This window comes from Bacillus sp. CIS52 (genome assembly GCF_053545315.1).
The window spans coordinates 639,527-654,827 of the sequence record NZ_JBIUFR010000001.1; the positions used below are offsets into that span (position 1 = coordinate 639,527).

General features: G+C 46.5%; 14 protein-coding genes and 3 riboswitches. Of the genes, 8 read left to right on the plus strand and 6 right to left on the minus strand.

From position 1 onward, the window contains the following. Nucleotides 1–126 precede the first annotated feature (126 nt). A riboswitch (M-box (ykoK) riboswitch) is annotated at nt 127–292 on the minus strand. 106 nt (nt 293–398) lie between these two features. Together ACH32G_RS02665 and ACH32G_RS02670 are read right to left on the minus strand one after the other, a co-directional pair. Further along, nucleotides 399–536 (minus strand): transcriptional regulator SplA domain-containing protein, encoded by a 138-nt coding sequence (locus tag ACH32G_RS02665; RefSeq protein ID WP_116746191.1) that lies wholly within the window; start codon nt 534–536, stop codon nt 399–401. A 91-nt stretch (nt 537–627) separates the two neighbouring features. Then, on the minus strand, nt 628–1,890 hold the full coding sequence (locus ACH32G_RS02670) for a glycosyl hydrolase family 18 protein (protein WP_099744331.1): 1,263 nt from the start codon (nt 1,888–1,890) through the stop codon (nt 628–630). Nucleotides 1,891–2,038: 148 nt separating this feature from the next. Further along, a riboswitch (TPP riboswitch) is annotated at nt 2,039–2,152 on the plus strand. Between the two features lie 181 nt (nt 2,153–2,333). On the opposite strand from ACH32G_RS02670, the gene ACH32G_RS02675 reads away from it, so the two are divergent. Genes ACH32G_RS02675 through ACH32G_RS02685 form a run of 3 tightly spaced genes read left to right on the plus strand, consistent with a single transcriptional unit; the run spans nt 2,334 to nt 5,293 of the window. Further along, the gene (locus ACH32G_RS02675; protein WP_016936385.1) at nt 2,334–2,933 is read left to right on the plus strand and encodes an ECF transporter S component; all 600 of its coding nucleotides are present in this window, start codon (nt 2,334–2,336) and stop codon (nt 2,931–2,933) included. Then, entirely contained in the window at nt 2,920–4,557 is a 1,638-nt protein-coding gene (locus ACH32G_RS02680; RefSeq protein ID WP_448813963.1) for an ABC transporter ATP-binding protein, read from the plus strand. The genes ACH32G_RS02675 and ACH32G_RS02680 overlap by 14 nt, the downstream gene beginning before the upstream one ends. Then, nucleotides 4,532–5,293: an energy-coupling factor transporter transmembrane component T family protein gene (locus tag ACH32G_RS02685; RefSeq protein WP_448813964.1), complete on the plus strand. Its 762-nt coding sequence runs from the start codon at nt 4,532–4,534 to the stop codon at nt 5,291–5,293. Before ACH32G_RS02680 ends, ACH32G_RS02685 begins: the two co-directional genes overlap by 26 nt. Nucleotides 5,294–5,338: 45 nt before the next feature. Here ACH32G_RS02685 and ACH32G_RS02690 read toward each other — a convergent pair whose 3' ends face one another. Then, a complete protein-coding gene (locus tag ACH32G_RS02690) occupies nt 5,339–6,172 on the minus strand; it encodes an STAS domain-containing protein (RefSeq protein WP_448813965.1) in 834 nt (277 codons plus the stop codon). 219 nt (nt 6,173–6,391) lie between these two features. On the opposite strand from ACH32G_RS02690, the gene ACH32G_RS02695 reads away from it, so the two are divergent. Then, nucleotides 6,392–7,351, plus strand: a complete 960-nt coding sequence (locus ACH32G_RS02695; RefSeq protein WP_342007685.1) for a S8 family peptidase — start codon at nt 6,392–6,394, stop codon at nt 7,349–7,351. Nucleotides 7,352–7,491: 140 nt separating this feature from the next. Beyond that, nucleotides 7,492–7,646, plus strand: a riboswitch (SAM riboswitch). Between the two features lie 83 nt (nt 7,647–7,729). Next, nucleotides 7,730–10,018 (plus strand): 5-methyltetrahydropteroyltriglutamate--homocysteine S-methyltransferase, encoded by a 2,289-nt coding sequence (gene metE, locus ACH32G_RS02700; RefSeq protein WP_448813966.1) that lies wholly within the window; start codon nt 7,730–7,732, stop codon nt 10,016–10,018. 47 nt (nt 10,019–10,065) lie between these two features. Here metE and yeiL read toward each other — a convergent pair whose 3' ends face one another. Beyond that, complete coding sequence (gene yeiL, locus ACH32G_RS02705; protein WP_448813967.1) at nt 10,066–10,737, minus strand: transcriptional regulator YeiL; 672 nt, start codon at nt 10,735–10,737, stop codon at nt 10,066–10,068. Nucleotides 10,738–10,819: 82 nt separating this feature from the next. Here yeiL and ACH32G_RS02710 point away from each other — a divergent pair, with 82 nt between their 5' ends. The 3 genes from ACH32G_RS02710 to ACH32G_RS02720 all read left to right on the plus strand — a co-directional run bounded on the left by ACH32G_RS02710 (nt 10,820) and on the right by ACH32G_RS02720 (nt 13,669). Then, nucleotides 10,820–12,004 carry an MFS transporter gene (locus tag ACH32G_RS02710; protein ID WP_366969485.1) on the plus strand — a complete coding sequence of 395 codons (1,185 nt, stop codon included), beginning with the start codon at nt 10,820–10,822 and terminating at the stop codon, nt 12,002–12,004. 120 nt (nt 12,005–12,124) lie between these two features. Continuing rightward, a complete protein-coding gene (locus tag ACH32G_RS02715; protein WP_047475359.1) occupies nt 12,125–12,595 on the plus strand; it encodes a nucleoside deaminase in 471 nt (156 codons plus the stop codon). 183 nt (nt 12,596–12,778) lie between these two features. Beyond that, on the plus strand, nt 12,779–13,669 hold the full coding sequence (locus ACH32G_RS02720; protein ID WP_448813968.1) for a BclA C-terminal domain-containing protein: 891 nt from the start codon (nt 12,779–12,781) through the stop codon (nt 13,667–13,669). A 19-nt stretch (nt 13,670–13,688) separates the two neighbouring features. Here ACH32G_RS02720 and ACH32G_RS02725 read toward each other — a convergent pair whose 3' ends face one another. Then, entirely contained in the window at nt 13,689–14,816 is a 1,128-nt protein-coding gene (locus ACH32G_RS02725) for a glycosyltransferase (protein WP_448813969.1), read from the minus strand. A gap of 4 nt (nt 14,817–14,820) precedes the next feature. Then, on the minus strand, nt 14,821–15,285 hold the full coding sequence (locus ACH32G_RS02730) for a hypothetical protein (protein ID WP_029575214.1): 465 nt from the start codon (nt 15,283–15,285) through the stop codon (nt 14,821–14,823). Nucleotides 15,286–15,301: the final 16 nt, after the last annotated feature.

A 15,301-nucleotide genomic window follows, 5' to 3' on the forward strand; every position in this document is an offset into this window, starting at 1 on the left:
TCTGACATACTCGAATGGGGAGAATCCATACTCCGCACCTCCTTATCATGCTCAGTCATGTACGTTTTGAGGCATAAAAAAAACCTTCCGAAATGAAGGCGAAAACAAGCACGGCAAATAAACGTGCGGGGCCTTCATTCGTAGAGCTTTAGCACTGTATGGCATAGGACAATCATCCAGCTGCGTTAAGAATCACCTTATGTCGATGATTCCTGTTGACCCATTGGCGTCTTTGGACATTTTTGGGCAGCAGCGTATCTCCATACAGGAGCCTCACCTAACGAAGTTGTTATTTGAATTGACACACTGAGATTACAGAAAAAAAAGGAATGTGTCAACCTTTAAATTGTTATTTCAGCATATGCCTATAAAATAAACGGAATAAAGGCATAAAGCCCTTATTCCGGCAAATCGCTTTCATCTTCTTCTGAAAGTAAATGATATGATTCATGCAGCATGAGCGCGTATTCCCCTTCTTTTGTCGGGTGCGGTACATACTCAGCCTCGTTGATATACTGCTCTTCCCTTTTCTTCACAGAACAGACCTCCTTTTCAACTTTAGATTGTCCAAAAGAAGATCCGTTATCATAAGAAAGAAAAACTCTCCGCAAAAGCGGGACAATGCAGTTATATCTTTCGGATGGTGAAAAAGTTCCGCAACAGCCACGGACCCGGTTTGAAGCCGAGCGTTAATTGCCACGCGCCGATCGCCTGCAGTCCGAATTCCCGCACGAGAACCATTTTTTCACTCATGCTCCGCACATCCTCGAACCATACTTCATGCGTTCTTCCATTTTCATCCGTATACCGGAAGTAAGGGGAGCGATCCCTCTGAGAGTAGCGGATCACTGATTGATATTTCATGGCGGTTTCCATGGCGCGCTGATTGGAGATCGCCGATCCGATCGTCCCGGGGCGGTACGGAATCACCCAATCATATCCGTACAGCGGCACACCGAGAATCACCTTTCTTCTCGGCACCCTGCTGATGGCAAAATGGATGGTTTCTCTGACCTCCGTCAAAGGCGCTACGGGTCCCGGCTCACTGCCGGCATGGTGCCAGTCGTACGCCATGATGAACATATAATCGACGACGGCTCCGATTCCGCCGTAATCATATCCCCTCAGCCACGGCACCGCTTCATTTGTTTTCGCCGGAACCGATATCGTTAGCGCGAGCTGATGCTCTGAGAGCCTGGTTTTTAACTGCCGGAGAAATCCTGTAAACAGGTCCCGGTCGGCTTCCCTGATCCGTTCAAAATCAATATTTACACCGCCGTATCCCTTTCTTACGGTCAGGTAGACGATATTATTGACGAGGTTCGTTCTCGCCGTCGGGTTCTGCAGGACTTGATGGGCTAATTCCGGGCTGAACCCTCCTTCTGTCAGATTCGTGATAACCGCAAGCGGCCGCACCCTGTTTTGCCATGTGGTTTCTATCGCGGTTCTGTCGTTTAAATCATTCATGATATCTCCGTTCGGGCCAAAATGATATTCAAACAAAGAAATCGCCGATGAATAGGGTGCAAAATCATTAATGAGCTCTCTGTCCGCTTCAGGTGTCCGAATGACATAAAATTGGAGGGTTCCCGCCAGATAGTTGGAGATATCCGGAATTCTCACTTTCACACCCGGCCGCAGCCGGTTCGGCGGAATATCCGGGTTTGCCTGCATCAGCTGCATCTGCGGCACATAAGTTTTACTTGCGATAACGGCATACGTATCATTCGGCTGAACCGTATATTCATTAAGAGGGATCAAAAGCGCCTGCCCCGGTACGATATTCGTTTCCTCAAGCCCATTGACGCTTCTGATGCTGTCAACAGGGTATCCGTACTTTCTGCTGATGGAAAATAACGAGTCGCCAGACTGCACTGTATGAACAAACATAGATGTCCTCCGTTTCCTTTTGATCAAAAGGGCTCTTCTTATCTTTATGAATGATCTTCCGGTCCGATTCCAAACTCTGTTTAGAGAAAGGCTGTTTACAAATCAGACATGATCAACTATGATGATGTCATCATAAAAAACTGTATAGGAAACGCACTAGGGGTGCTGTTATCGGCTGAGATAAAACATGCGGCAGGCGTGTTTTGATCCCTTATAACCCGATCTGGATAATACCAGCGTGGGGAAGTGCAGATTGACCGGAGCGCAGGGTTTTTTCCATGCGTTTTCGTTCTGCTGCTGCATATTCCCTCGGATATGCAGTTTTTTATTTTTCATTAAAAAACGGGGGAGGACACTGCAATATGAAACTTACGACCAATCGTCTTTCGTAAAATCAACTCTTTCATACATACGACTATCCGATAAGAAAGCAGGAGATCACAATGAAAAATTGGAAAATGAGAGAAATTGTCGTCATGTCCGTCATCAGTGTTGTATTTGCTGTCGTTTATTTATTATCAACTCATGCAAGCAATATAGCGGCAGGGTTTTTCGGCCGGATGAGCTACGAACCGATTTACGGTATTTGGTTTATCGTCTCGGTGATTGCCGCCTACATTATTCAAAAACCGGGAGCGGCGCTCATTTCTGAAATCATCGCCGCGTTTGTGGAGTGTTTACTCGGAAATCCGTCAGGGCCGATGGTAATTCTGATCGGCATCGCGCAGGGAATCGGTGCGGAAGCGGTCTTTTTTGCGACACGCTGGCGGGTGTATACCCTGCCCGTGCTCCTTTTATCCGGTATGGGGTCTTCTGTTGCGAGCTTCATTTATGACTTGTTCATTTCCGGATACTCTGTTTTGAATCCGGGTTTATTAGCCGTCATGCTTCTCATCCGCCTGGTCTCAGGTGCGCTTCTTGCCGGCCTTCTCGGCAAAGCAATCAGTGATGCGCTGGCTTACACAGGGGTGCTGAACGGCATGGCGCTCGGAAAAGAATTCAAGAAGAAAAAGAAACAGGTGAACCAAGATGCAGGCATCTGAACCCCTTCTATCGGCCCGCCGTCTTACCTTTTCTTATGAGCAGGATGAGAAGCCGGTTTTTCAAGACGTGTCATTTCAGCTCCGCAAAGGAGAACGGGTTTTATTGCTCGGGCCGAGCGGATGCGGCAAAAGCTCGCTCGCACTTTGTTTAAACGGTCTGTACCCGGAAGCCTGCGATGCGGTTCAAACGGGAACCGTTTCCTTATACGGAACACCTCTTTCGGACCTGTCAGAACCCGCCGCCCGATCCATCGGGGTCGTGTTTCAAGATCCGGATCAGCAGTTTTGCATGCTGACGGTTGAAGATGAAATAGCCTTCGGTCTGGAAAATTTGCAATATACAAAAGAAGAGATGGACTTAATTATTGAGGACGTTTTGGAAAAATTAGAAATCACTCATCTGAAAACACGGACGATCGCCTCGCTGTCAGGCGGTTCAAAACAAAAGGTCGCGCTCGCCTGTATCATTGCGATGGAACCGGAACTCATTATTTTAGACGAACCGACGGCACAGCTTGATCCATATTCCGTGCGTGAATTGGTGCGGCTGATCAAAGAACTGCAGGCCCAAAAAGGCTTCGGACTTCTTGTTATCGAGCATCAGCTTGATCATTGGGCGCCGTGGATGGACAGGACAATTGTCCTTGACGGAACGGGTCAGAAAGTGATGGACGGAGAGACGGGCGCGATCTTTGAAACAAAACTTGAAGAGCTGACACAGCTCGGCATTCCGATTCCGCGGGTGATCTCATTGCAGGAGCACGTCAGCATTCCTTTTACATTGTGCAAAGAAAGACTGTTTCAAGAACCTGTACCGCCCTTTCCCGGCCCCCGGCCCGCCGCGCTTTCGGCAGAGGACGCGCTGAGTGTTCACGGGCTGTCATTCATAAGAGGAACAGACACCATTTTTCAGGACGTGAGCTTTTCCGTAAAAAAAGGGTCAATCACCGCGATTGCCGGCCCTAACGGAACCGGAAAATCAACGCTCCTGTCCGCCGCGGCCAAGCTCATCCGTCCTGTGAGCGGAGACATCAAAATAGACGGCAGACCGGTAGATTCCTATTCGGAAAAAGAGCTTCGGCGGCTGATGGGGTATGTTTTCCAAAATCCTGAACACCAGTTTGTCACAGATTCCGTCATTCAAGAGCTGCTGTTCGGCTTTGAAAACGGTCAAGCCGCAAAGGAGAAAGCTCTTCAGCTCTTAACCCGGTTCGGCCTGAGACGCTATGCCTCACAGCATCCATTCTCTTTAAGCCAAGGACAAAAACGCAGGCTCAGCGTCGCCACGATGCTTATGCATCAGGTGAAAGTTTTGCTGCTTGATGAACCGACTTTCGGGCAGGACGCAAAAACGGCGCGTGAGTGCATGCTGATGCTTCAGGAGATCCAAAAGGAAGGAACGGCCGTTTTAATGGTGACACATGATATGGAGCTCGTCTCAGATTATGCCGATACGATCGTTGTGCTCTGCGGCACGAAGCTTGTGTACCGCGGAACGCCCGACTCATTGTTTTCTGATCATATCGGAATCGCGGAGCGGGCGCATTTAGCTTTGCCCCTGCGGTATGAATGGATGAAACACGACAGGAGGCGGAGAAATGCACCTGCGGCTGGAGGCTGTTAACCCGTCAATTAAGGCGGCGGCTGTTTTGTTATGCGTCATTATGCTTTCGTTTATTTATAACCCGTACACGCCTGCTTTGTTTTATATTATCATTGCCGGAGGCGTCCTTTTGGCGGGACGTGTGCCGCTGAAAAAATGGCGGCTGTTTACGGTTCCGTTTGTCATTCTTGCCTTCGGTTCTTTATGGACAGCCGCCGTATTCGGAAACGTCCCGACAACCGAAAGCAATCTGCTGTTTAAGCTCGGACCGATTGCCGTCAACAGTGATAATGCGGCGCTCGGGATTTCTATCGCGTTTCGTATTTTATGTTTTTCCGCTTTGTCGATGATGTTTCTTTTCACAACCGATCCGATTCTGTTTATGCTCAGTCTGATTCAGCAATGTAAGCTCCCGCCGAAGCTTGCTTACGGCGTGATCGCCGGGTTCCGGTTTCTTCCTCTTCTGAAAGATGAAATCCTGATTATCAGACAGGCGCACAGAATCAGAGGCGCGGCATCTGATTCCGGGCTGAAAGGAAAGCTCTTTGCCTTCAGGCGCTTTACCATCCCGCTTTTGGCAGGCGCCATCAGAAAGGCGGAACGCACAGCGATCGCAATGGAATCTAAAGGCTTTACAGGTAGCCGAAACCGCACGTTTTACAGAACGGTTACTGTGCGCCGCGCCGACTGGTTCTTTTTCATGCTCGTGCTCCTTTTATTCGGCGCAAGCTGTCTCATTTCACTGTTGTTTGTATAAAAACAGGCCGCCGGAGTGATTCGGCAGCCTGTTCTTATATGTATGTTACTGATGATAATTGAGAGCCTGGGCGAGGTTGGATTTAACCGTAATATCCGAGAAATTAATGCCGAGCTGTACGGCGGTTTGGGCAATTTCCGGCCTGATCCCGGATAAAGTGGACGAAACGCCGATCAGGTTCAGCGCCTCAATTAATTTAAAAATCTGGTGCGCCACCATTGTATCGACAACCACTACGCCCGACAAGTCGATTAACAGATGCTCAATCAGCCGGTTTGCACATGTACTCAGCGTATTTTCAAGAATGTATTTGGCGCGTTCCGTGTCAATATTGCCGACAAGCGGCAGAAGACCCGTCCGTTTGCTCAGCGTAATAACCGGCGAGCTTAATTCTAAAATCATTTCTCTTTGCGCATTCAGCTGCATTTTCGAATTATATTCGGCGTGATCGACAAAGGTGTAAATCGTAAAATCAAATACTTGAACGATTAAATTCTCCCATCTCTTCCTTTCTCCCTCGGCAAACGAAGATTCATGTTTATCGGCAAACGCATCATAATAACCGATGTACAGTCTCCGGTTTCTCATGAATTCACGGACCACATACTGGACCGGGGTATCCAGATGCTTCTGGTCTTTCGCAAGCTCAATCACCCATCGCTCGAACTCTTCTAAAAATTCTTTTTCCGGCATGATATACATTTTATTAATATGCCGGTAAAATTCTTTATCTTGCTCCATCAGCTCTTCTATGATGACGGGATTTGTCAAAGAGTAAATCGAATTCGGATCCGAATCTTCCATCGTTTCAATCCATTCTTTCGCAATTTGATCCACCCGTTCGGAAAAATAGTCGTACAATGCTTCATTTATCTTCATACCTCTTCTCCTTTCCCATTTCCAATTATAGCGTCAGCTGATGCCGAATCAAAATAAAAGCCGTTGAACCATCCAATTATTTGAAATTATTTAGTGCAATAGATTGCGCCTTTTTTATGAAAATGCTTCAAATGACTCTTTCCGAACGGCATAATCTGCCATAAAATAGTAGCAACACCCTTGAATCCACTCGCAAGCATAAAAAAGGAGGGCTTTTTTATGAATGGTGAAATGCGGTTGATTCCTTATGTCACGGATGAGCAGATCATGGATGTGAACGAGCTTCCTGAGGGTATTAAAGTGATTAAGGCGCCAGAATTGTGGGCAAAAGGGTTTAAAGGAAAGGATATTAAAATCGCGGTGCTTGATACAGGCTGCGACATTAATCATCCTGATTTGAAAGACCGGGTTATCGGCGGAAAAAACTTTACCGATGATGACGAAGGCAAAGAAGACGCGATTTCCGATTACAACGGCCACGGGACACATGTTTCCGGAACGATTGCCGCCAATGATTCAAACGGCGGAATTTCAGGTGTTGCGCCGGAAGCGAGCCTTTTAATCGTTAAAGTTCTCGGCGGTCAAAACGGCAGCGGCAAATACGAATGGATCATTAACGGCATCAACTACGCCGTTGAACAAAAGGCGGACATTATTTCCATGTCACTCGGCGGACCGAACGATGTGCCTGAACTGAAAGAAGCCGTCTCAAATGCGGTAAAAAGCGGTGTACTGGTCGTTTGCGCAGCAGGAAATGAAGGTGACGGAGACGAGCGGACAGAAGAACTGTCGTATCCGGCCGCTTACAACGAAGTGATTGCCGTCGGATCAGTCTCAATCGCCCGTAAATCGTCAGAATTTTCAAACGCAAATAAAGAAATTGACCTCGTGGCGCCCGGAGAAAACATTCTCTCCACCCTTCCCAACCATAAATACGGGAAGCTGACGGGCACTTCAATGGCCGCCCCGCACGTGAGCGGAGCGCTGGCCTTAATAAAAGGGCTTGAACAGGACTCGTTTCAGCGGACGCTTTCTGAAGCCGAAATTTATGCCCAGCTTGTGCGGCGTACTCTTCCTTTGAACATCTCCAAAACATTGGCCGGGAACGGGTTTCTGTATTTAGACGCGCCTGATGTGCTCCTGGAAAGAGCCGAACAGGCACAGCTGCTGTCTTTCTGATATTTTTTTCATATAATGATTGATCCGCTTGTCAAAATCACCAATTTTTAAAATGTGAGATTTTCTATTGACAGTGATCTGAATAAGCTGATAAGATAACCAACAAATGATGTAACTTTTCAAAAAAATTGAAATATTTTCTCTTATCGAGAGTTGGGCGAGGGATTGGCCTTTTGACCCCAACAGCAACCGACCGTAATTCCATTGTGAAATGGGGCGCGTGATTTTTGCGCCGAGACGATAGTCTCCTAAGGCACGGTGCTAATTCCATCAGACGTGATCTGAGAGATAAGAGAGGCTTAAATTTTGATGTTAAAGCCTCTTTCTCTCATGAGAAAGAGGCTTTTTTGTTACATCTCACTTAAAGGAGGAGACTTAATGACTACAATCAAAACTTCAAATCTCGGTTTTCCGAGAATCGGCTTGAACAGAGAATGGAAAAAAGCGCTTGAGGCTTATTGGAAAGGAAACACTGATAAAGAAACGTTTCTTAAAGAGCTTGACGGTTTATTCTTATCGGCTGTCAAAACACAGCTTGACCAAAATATCGACATCGTGCCGGTCTCTGATTTTACTCATTATGACCATGTGCTTGATACAGCTGTCAGCTTTAACTGGATTCCGGAAAGATTCCGCAGTATCACAGATCCCGTTGATACATATTTCGCGATTGCCCGCGGTGTTAAAGACGCCGTTTCCAGTGAAATGACAAAATGGTTCAATACCAACTACCATTACATCGTTCCTGAATATGACGAAAGCATTGAATTCCGTCTGACGAGAAACAAACAGCTTGACGACTACCGCCGGATCAAAGAAGAATTCGGAGCGGAAACGAAACCTGTCATCGTCGGTCCGTACACATTCGTCACGCTTGCGAAAGGATACGAAGAATCAGAGGCGAAAGCGATTCAAAAGCGCCTTGTTCCTCTTTATGTGCAGCTGCTGAAAGAGCTTGAAGCAGAAGGCGTCAAATGGGTTCAGATTGATGAGCCAGCCCTTGTGACAGCCTCTGCTGAAGATGTCCGCGCCGCAAAAGAACTCTATGAATCTATTGCAAAAGAGCTTTCAGGGCTGAATGTCCTCCTGCAGACATACTTCGATTCGGTTGATGCATATGAAGAACTCGTTTCGTATCCTGTACAAGGAATCGGGCTTGATTTCGTGCATGATAAAGGCAGAAACCTTGAGCAATTGAAAAAGTACGGCTTCCCGAAAGATAAAGTGCTGGCAGCCGGTGTGATCGACGGCCGAAACATTTGGAAAATCGATGTTGAAGAACGCCTTGATGCGGCTTTGGATATCCTCAGCCACGCTGATGTTGAGGAGTTATGGATTCAGCCTTCAAGCAGCCTTCTGCACGTGCCGGTGGCGAAACACCCTGACGAGCATCTTGAAAAGGATTTGCTGAACGGCCTGTCATACGCTAAAGAAAAACTGGCGGAACTCGGCGTCTTAAAAGAAGGGCTTCTGTCCGGCAAAGCGGCTGTCAGTGAGCAGATCGAAGAGTCAAAAGCGGCACTTAAAGCTTTGAAAGCATTCGCAACAGGGGCGAACTCAGCTCAAAAAGAAGAATTGAATCAGCTGACAGAAAAAGATTTCTCCCGCCCTGCAAGCTTTGAAGAACGTTTGGCGCTGCAAAATGAATCACTCGGTCTTCCCCTTCTGCCGACGACGACGATCGGAAGCTTCCCCCAATCTGCAGAAGTGCGGAGCGCACGGCAAAAATGGCGGAAAAAAGATTGGACGGATGAACAGTATCAAGCGTTTATTAATGCGGAAACGAAGCGCTGGGTTGAGATTCAGGAAGAAATCGGCTTAGACGTGCTCGTTCACGGAGAATTTGAACGGACGGACATGGTCGAATACTTCGGTGAAAAACTGGCCGGGTTCGCCTTTACGAAATATGCATGGGTGCAGTCTTACGGTTCACGCTGCGTACGTCCGCCTGTCATTTTCGGAGATGTCGAATTTATCGAACCGATGACGGTAAAAGATACGGTCTATGCCCAATCGCTGACAGAAAAGCACATGAAAGGCATGCTGACGGGACCTGTCACCATTTTAAACTGGTCATTCCCGCGCGTGGATATTTCAAGAAAAGAAATCGCCTTCCAGATCGGGCTTGCCCTCAGAAAAGAAGTAAAAGCGCTTGAAGATGCTGGTATTCAGATTATCCAAGTGGATGAACCCGCGCTCCGCGAAGGACTGCCGTTAAAAACGCAGGATTGGGATGAATATTTAACTTGGGCCGCAGAAGCTTTCCGATTAACGACGTCTTCTGTGAAAAATGAGACGCAGATTCATACGCATATGTGTTACAGCAACTTTGAAGATATTGTCGATACGATCAATGACCTTGATGCGGATGTCATCACAATCGAACACAGCCGAAGCCACGGAGGATTTTTAGAATATCTGAAAGATCATCCTTACGTGAAAGGCCTCGGACTCGGTGTATACGACATTCACAGCCCGCGCGTGCCGGCTACTGAAGAAATCTATCAAATTATCGATGATGCGCTTGAAGTGTGTCCGACAGACCGCTTCTGGGTAAACCCGGACTGCGGGCTGAAAACAAGACAGCAGGAAGAAACCGTTGCGGCATTAAAAAATATGGTCGACGCTGCGAAACAGGCGCGAAAAAAACAAGCTCAGCTTGTATAATGAAAACAGCCATCCCCTAATGTGCGGATGGCTGTTTTTTGGGTTTGCTACTTATTCTTCAGCGCCTCTGCAAGTTCACTTAGTGAATCATGCTGCTTAATTTGATAGCCCCGCCCTTCTTTCTGCAAATACCCTTTTTGGCAGAATTGCGTCAGCACATGCAAGAGATGACGGTAAGATACACCTAAATAATCACAAACCGTTACGTGCTTCTCTTTATAAAATCCTTCATAAGCCGTCTGCAAAATAAAATCAGCAAGCCGGTTTTCAACAGGGAACGCCAGACTTTGTGAATACTTTGAAGCCATAAGCGTTGCCTTATCACTTAAAAACTTAGCCAATTCACGCAGAAAATTCGCATCCTGCAGCAATTGCGCGCGGCAGCGGCAAATCGGCAGAGCGAAACACACAGTCTTCGCTGAGGCCTGAATGCCTTTTGTGTAATATACTTCATGTAATAGTTCCATCTCTCCAATGTAATCATTTTTGTTGATAAAATTAATTAACGATACTTTTCCGTTTTGATGGGTTACAAATATTTTCGCTTTTCCTTCAATCACGTAAAACAGGAAGTCCGGCCTCATGCCCTCTTGAATAATCCATTCATCCCGCTGATATTCCCGCACTTCCATATACTCTTCAGCGGGAAAAGAAAATAAATGCGCGATTGAGTGTTTTTCTATCTGATGCCGTTTTTTCTCACCTTTATAAATTTCCATCGCCCACCCCGAAATATATGAGATATCTCATATTATCTTTACGTTTTACATGATAACATGCCAATGAAAAGGAGGAACGGGAATGAACGCATATCGCTGGATGAGTCTGCATTTTTTTAGCTTTTTTATGACATGGGGGATTTTTCTGCCCTATTGGACGGGATGGATGGTTCATATAAAAGGGGTTTCTGTATCCGAAGCCAGTTTCATTATGAGCTTAGGTCTGGCGGCAAGAGGAATTTCCACATTGCTTTTCTTTCCTTATTTATCCGGAAAATTCAGCAGCAGAGCCATATTGAACGGAGCCAGAATCGGTACGCTTCTTGCGCTTTTATGTTATATTCCGGCTGACTCTTTTCTAAGCCTGCTTCTTGTCACATTAGGGCTGCATGTGTTTTATCCGGCTTTGATGCCTGCTTTGGACAGCGCTTGCGGCGTTTTGGTACAGCATAATGAATTAAGAGATTACGGGACCAGCCGGCAGTGGGGGTCCGCCGGATTTGTTTCAGCCGGCGTCATCCTGTCCGTCTTTACAGGTATATTTGGAGATCAAGTGATTTTATGGGCACTGCTTTTGGGCACTCTGATATTCGTATGCCTCAGCTTTATGCATGCGCCCGCTGTTCTTTCAAAACGGCCGGAAACAGATTGTACAAAAAAAGAGGGCATGCTTGCCTTATTCCGCATCAAACATTTCGGTCTGGTGCTCGCAATCGTTATCTTGCTGCAGGCGGCACATGCGTCTTACTACAATTACGGTTATCTCTTTTTGCAGGAAATTCATGCACCCGCATATGCAATCGGAATCATCATCAACATCGCCGTTATTGCGGAAATCATTTTCTTCGCAATCGCTGACCGATGCTTTCATCAATTTACGGCTGGTGCTTTACTCGCTTTGGCGGCGCTTGGTGCTACCGTACGCTGGGTACTCGTCTTTGCCTTTCCGCATGTCATCATTTTCTGCCTCGCGCAGACGCTGCATGCCTGTTCATTCGCGATGGGACACTATGCATTTATGAAATACTTAATTAAACATATTTCCCCTGCGCAAGTCCCGAAAGCCCAAGGCATATATTCAGCGCTTGCGCTCAGCTGGAGCACTGCGGTATTTACTATTTTCGGAGGTTTTTTATATGAAATTGAACCCCGGTATGCCTTTATCGGAATGGTTGTTTGTACGATCCCCTCTATGCTTCTTGCCCTTTTATACAGAAAACTGGAAATGAAAAAGAGAGTTTTTGCAGGACATGCACAAGATATATAGACAAAGCTTTCTTTATATATATGATCCCATTTCCAGCAGTTATTTTGACCGATTTGCCAATGTTTTGCGATGTATCTTCAGCTATAGTTAAAGTATTCGATCAACCGAGGGGGACTTGAGATGAATCAGCACACTTCATTTTTAAAGCGGGCGGTCACGCTGGGAGTTGAGAGCGTGGATGAAGGCGGAGGGCCTTTTGGCTGCATCATCGTTAAAAACGGCGTCATTATCGCCGAAGGGCAGAACAATGTGACATCCAGCAACGATCCGACAGCCCATGCTGAAGTAACGGCGATCCGGAATGCGTGCCGGACGCTTCAAACATATCAGCTTGATGATTGTGTGATTTACACAAGCTGTGAACCCTGCCCTATGTGTTTAGGCGCCATTTATTGGGCGAGGCCAAAAGCGGTATATTACGCATCCAGCCACTCAGATGCTTCTGATGCAGGCTTTGATGACACCTTCATATATGATGAAATCAAGAAACAGCGGACGGAGAGATCAATTCCTTTTTATCATCTCAGCTTCTCCGATCATACCGCGCCCTTTGACGCCTGGAAAACTTCCGCCCGCAAAAAAGTATATTAATCCCGAATAACCTGCTTACAACGCAGGTTTATTTTTCGTGGACGCAATTGGTTAGTTAAGATCATTCTTTCAGAAAAATGGACAGCATAAGTGAATATATTGATAAAGTACTGCTTTACGCTTTTTTTCGGGGACTTAATACGTAATGAAGACATTTTCTGTCAACTCATAAGGAGGGACATTGTGTCACAGCCTAATTTACCTAACATCACCCCTGTCGTGACCCATTCCAGGGACGATACCATTGACCTTCTTCTTTCATCAATTGCGATGGAAGAGCTGGGAATGGCACATATTCTGGATGCGGAAGGAGAAAAAATCCAATATGCGCTCGGAACGATTCCCGGATTAACAGGGCCGCCGTCAAGTCTTACGGATATTTTGAACTTGAATGAGAGCGTCCGTCATACGCTTGACAGCTTAATGAAACAGGAACTTCTTCTCGGTTCAAAATTGGACAGTATCACAAATGTTCCTTCACTGGCGGGGCCGACTGGACCGACCGGGATTACCGGGGCCACTGGCGATGCTGGAGAAAATGGACCGATAGGAATTACCGGAGCTACAGGGGTCTCCGGGCCCACAGGCAGCACTGGTGCTGCCGGAGCCACCGGACCCACTGGTATCACTGGAGCCACCGGCGCTGCGGGTGTCACCGGAACAAGTTTAACGGCGACTTCCGGGTTTGCAAGTAATACGGGCGGCGGTGTTGTCGCTGTTGTTATCAGCGGCACAGCCATTTCCTTGCCGAATGATCAAAACCTTTCCGCAGATATTACGGCTAATGCTGCTAATACTGTGTTTACCGTTGCGACGGCAGGACGGTACTATATCTCCTACCAGATTAATTTAGCAGCCGGCCTGCTTGTAAGTTCACGGGTCCTGATTAATGGCACCCCGCCTGCAAGTTCAATTATTGCACCTGCCGTGTCATTGGCAAACTTCAACAACTCCTTCATTGTGAATTTGTCAGCAGGCAGCACCATCCAGCTTCAGCTGTTCGGATTATTAGGTGCGGCGGCATTGCTTGGAGGAAGTGCCGGTGCGGCGTTGAACATTATTCGATTATCTTAACAGGAACAAAAAAAAAGGATCAGGCGTTTGTCCGCTGATCCTTTTTTAATTGTGTCAGAAGTTCTTGTGCAGGTTTAAATTGAGGATTAGATTTCACGGATTTTTTGGCGTAAGCGACGGCCGTCATATCATGGTTTAATGCAGCATGGCATTTCGCCATATGATAAAAAGCTCTGAAATCGCCGGCACCTTTTAAATGTAAGTGGCCAGCATTTTCTTCTTCAATCTTCGTTCCGTTTTCAAATGCTTTGATAGCTGCTCTGTACTTTCCCAAATGATATAATATAAGGCCCTTATAATAATGAAGATTGCTGTAATCAGGATAAAGCCTGAGCACCTTCTCAATCCCTTGCTCCGCTTCTTCATACCGTTTGAGTTCAAGCAACATTGTATATTTTAAATGATACAAGAGAGACGGAGGCATTCGTTTTTCGCTTAAAAATTGAAAAATTGATCCGTTGACAAGATGTAATGCTTTTTCATAGTCTTTTATTCTGCAGCATTCGCTTGCCAAATGATAAATAAGCCACGGATCCGGATTCTCCTCTGAAAGCTCTTCATTTAAAATGCTGATATTCCGTTTATGTTTTTGTTTGATCTTTTCTTCCTGCTCCAAATAACCGTAGTGATGAATCACACAAGGAAGCGTAAAAAAAGTATTGTTTTCTTCCTCATTGGAAGAGGTGATATTTTCGTGAATTCTGCCTTGGTACAGAAGGCCTTCACGATTGCGGAACAATCTCGGCTGCATGCTTTCAAACGCTTCATTTTCATCCAGCTGCTTCCCAGTGTAATTGATGATTTTTAAAAGACCCCGGCTCGGTAATTCATCATGAAGCAGCGAAGTGATAAAGCGGCCGCTCTCCTGATCGAGCTCTTCATCAGCGTCAAGCATTAAAATCCAATCCCCATTGGCATGCTGCAGGCCGTAATTTCTCGCCTTGGCGAAATCATTCTCCCATTCTAAATCAAACACTCTGGCCTGAAAGCTTTTGCAGATATCTTTTGTATTATCTTGTGATCCGGTGTCTACAATGACGATCTCGTCCACAATATCTTGTACACTTGATAAACACCGGGAGATATATCTCTCCTCGTTTTTTACAATCATGCAAAGCGTCAGTTTACATTCAGCATTTCCGCTCATGTTCTCACCTTTCCCGCTTTTGGAGTTGTTGATTGAACCAAGGCTTCTCAGGAGTGCCGTTCATCGTTACGAAAACAGGCCGCACCCATCTGACGGCAGGTTCGGCAGATGATTCCGGATCCCATTCCCGAAGCTGCCTGACCGCCCGTTTCGTAATGGGATGCGTCCGGAATTCTGGCGGGCTTTCAGAAATGAATTTTTTCGTTCGTTCCGTCACTGTCTTCATTTCGTGAAAGTGCCGCTCATACATCCGCTTCTTCTCTCTTTCCATGCTAATCATTAAAAACAGCCGCCCGCCTGTTTCCGCCTGCCAGCGGCACAATGCGGAGAACAGCCTGATTTCTTCTTTGTAATTTGAATCCTTTCTTTTTTCAACGGTCACAGCTAATATATGTAACAGCGCAATTGTGAGACAATGCATCGCTTCAAAAGATGTCTGTTTCGCTTTTGAGAGGCTTGGATACGGCATATGCTTCACCCATCTC

What these genes read in the sequence shown, in the direction of transcription:
- ACH32G_RS02670 (WP_099744331.1), bottom strand. Translation starts at nt 1,890, where the DNA reads ATGTTTGTTCATACAGTGCAGTCTGGCGACTCGTTATTTTCCATCAGC.
- ACH32G_RS02675 (WP_016936385.1), top strand. Translation starts at nt 2,334, where the DNA reads ATGAAAAATTGGAAAATGAGAGAAATTGTCGTCATGTCCGTCATCAGT.
- ACH32G_RS02680 (WP_448813963.1), top strand. Translation starts at nt 2,920, where the DNA reads ATGCAGGCATCTGAACCCCTTCTATCGGCCCGCCGTCTTACCTTTTCT.
- ACH32G_RS02685 (WP_448813964.1), top strand. Translation starts at nt 4,532, where the DNA reads ATGCACCTGCGGCTGGAGGCTGTTAACCCGTCAATTAAGGCGGCGGCT.
- ACH32G_RS02690 (WP_448813965.1), bottom strand. Translation starts at nt 6,172, where the DNA reads ATGAAGATAAATGAAGCATTGTACGACTATTTTTCCGAACGGGTGGAT.
- ACH32G_RS02695 (WP_342007685.1), top strand. Translation starts at nt 6,392, where the DNA reads ATGAATGGTGAAATGCGGTTGATTCCTTATGTCACGGATGAGCAGATC.
- metE (WP_448813966.1), top strand. Translation starts at nt 7,730, where the DNA reads ATGACTACAATCAAAACTTCAAATCTCGGTTTTCCGAGAATCGGCTTG.
- yeiL (WP_448813967.1), bottom strand. Translation starts at nt 10,737, where the DNA reads ATGGAAATTTATAAAGGTGAGAAAAAACGGCATCAGATAGAAAAACAC.
- ACH32G_RS02710 (WP_366969485.1), top strand. Translation starts at nt 10,820, where the DNA reads ATGAACGCATATCGCTGGATGAGTCTGCATTTTTTTAGCTTTTTTATG.
- ACH32G_RS02715 (WP_047475359.1), top strand. Translation starts at nt 12,125, where the DNA reads ATGAATCAGCACACTTCATTTTTAAAGCGGGCGGTCACGCTGGGAGTT.
- ACH32G_RS02725 (WP_448813969.1), bottom strand. Translation starts at nt 14,816, where the DNA reads ATGAGCGGAAATGCTGAATGTAAACTGACGCTTTGCATGATTGTAAAA.
- ACH32G_RS02730 (WP_029575214.1), bottom strand. Translation starts at nt 15,285, where the DNA reads ATGCCGTATCCAAGCCTCTCAAAAGCGAAACAGACATCTTTTGAAGCG.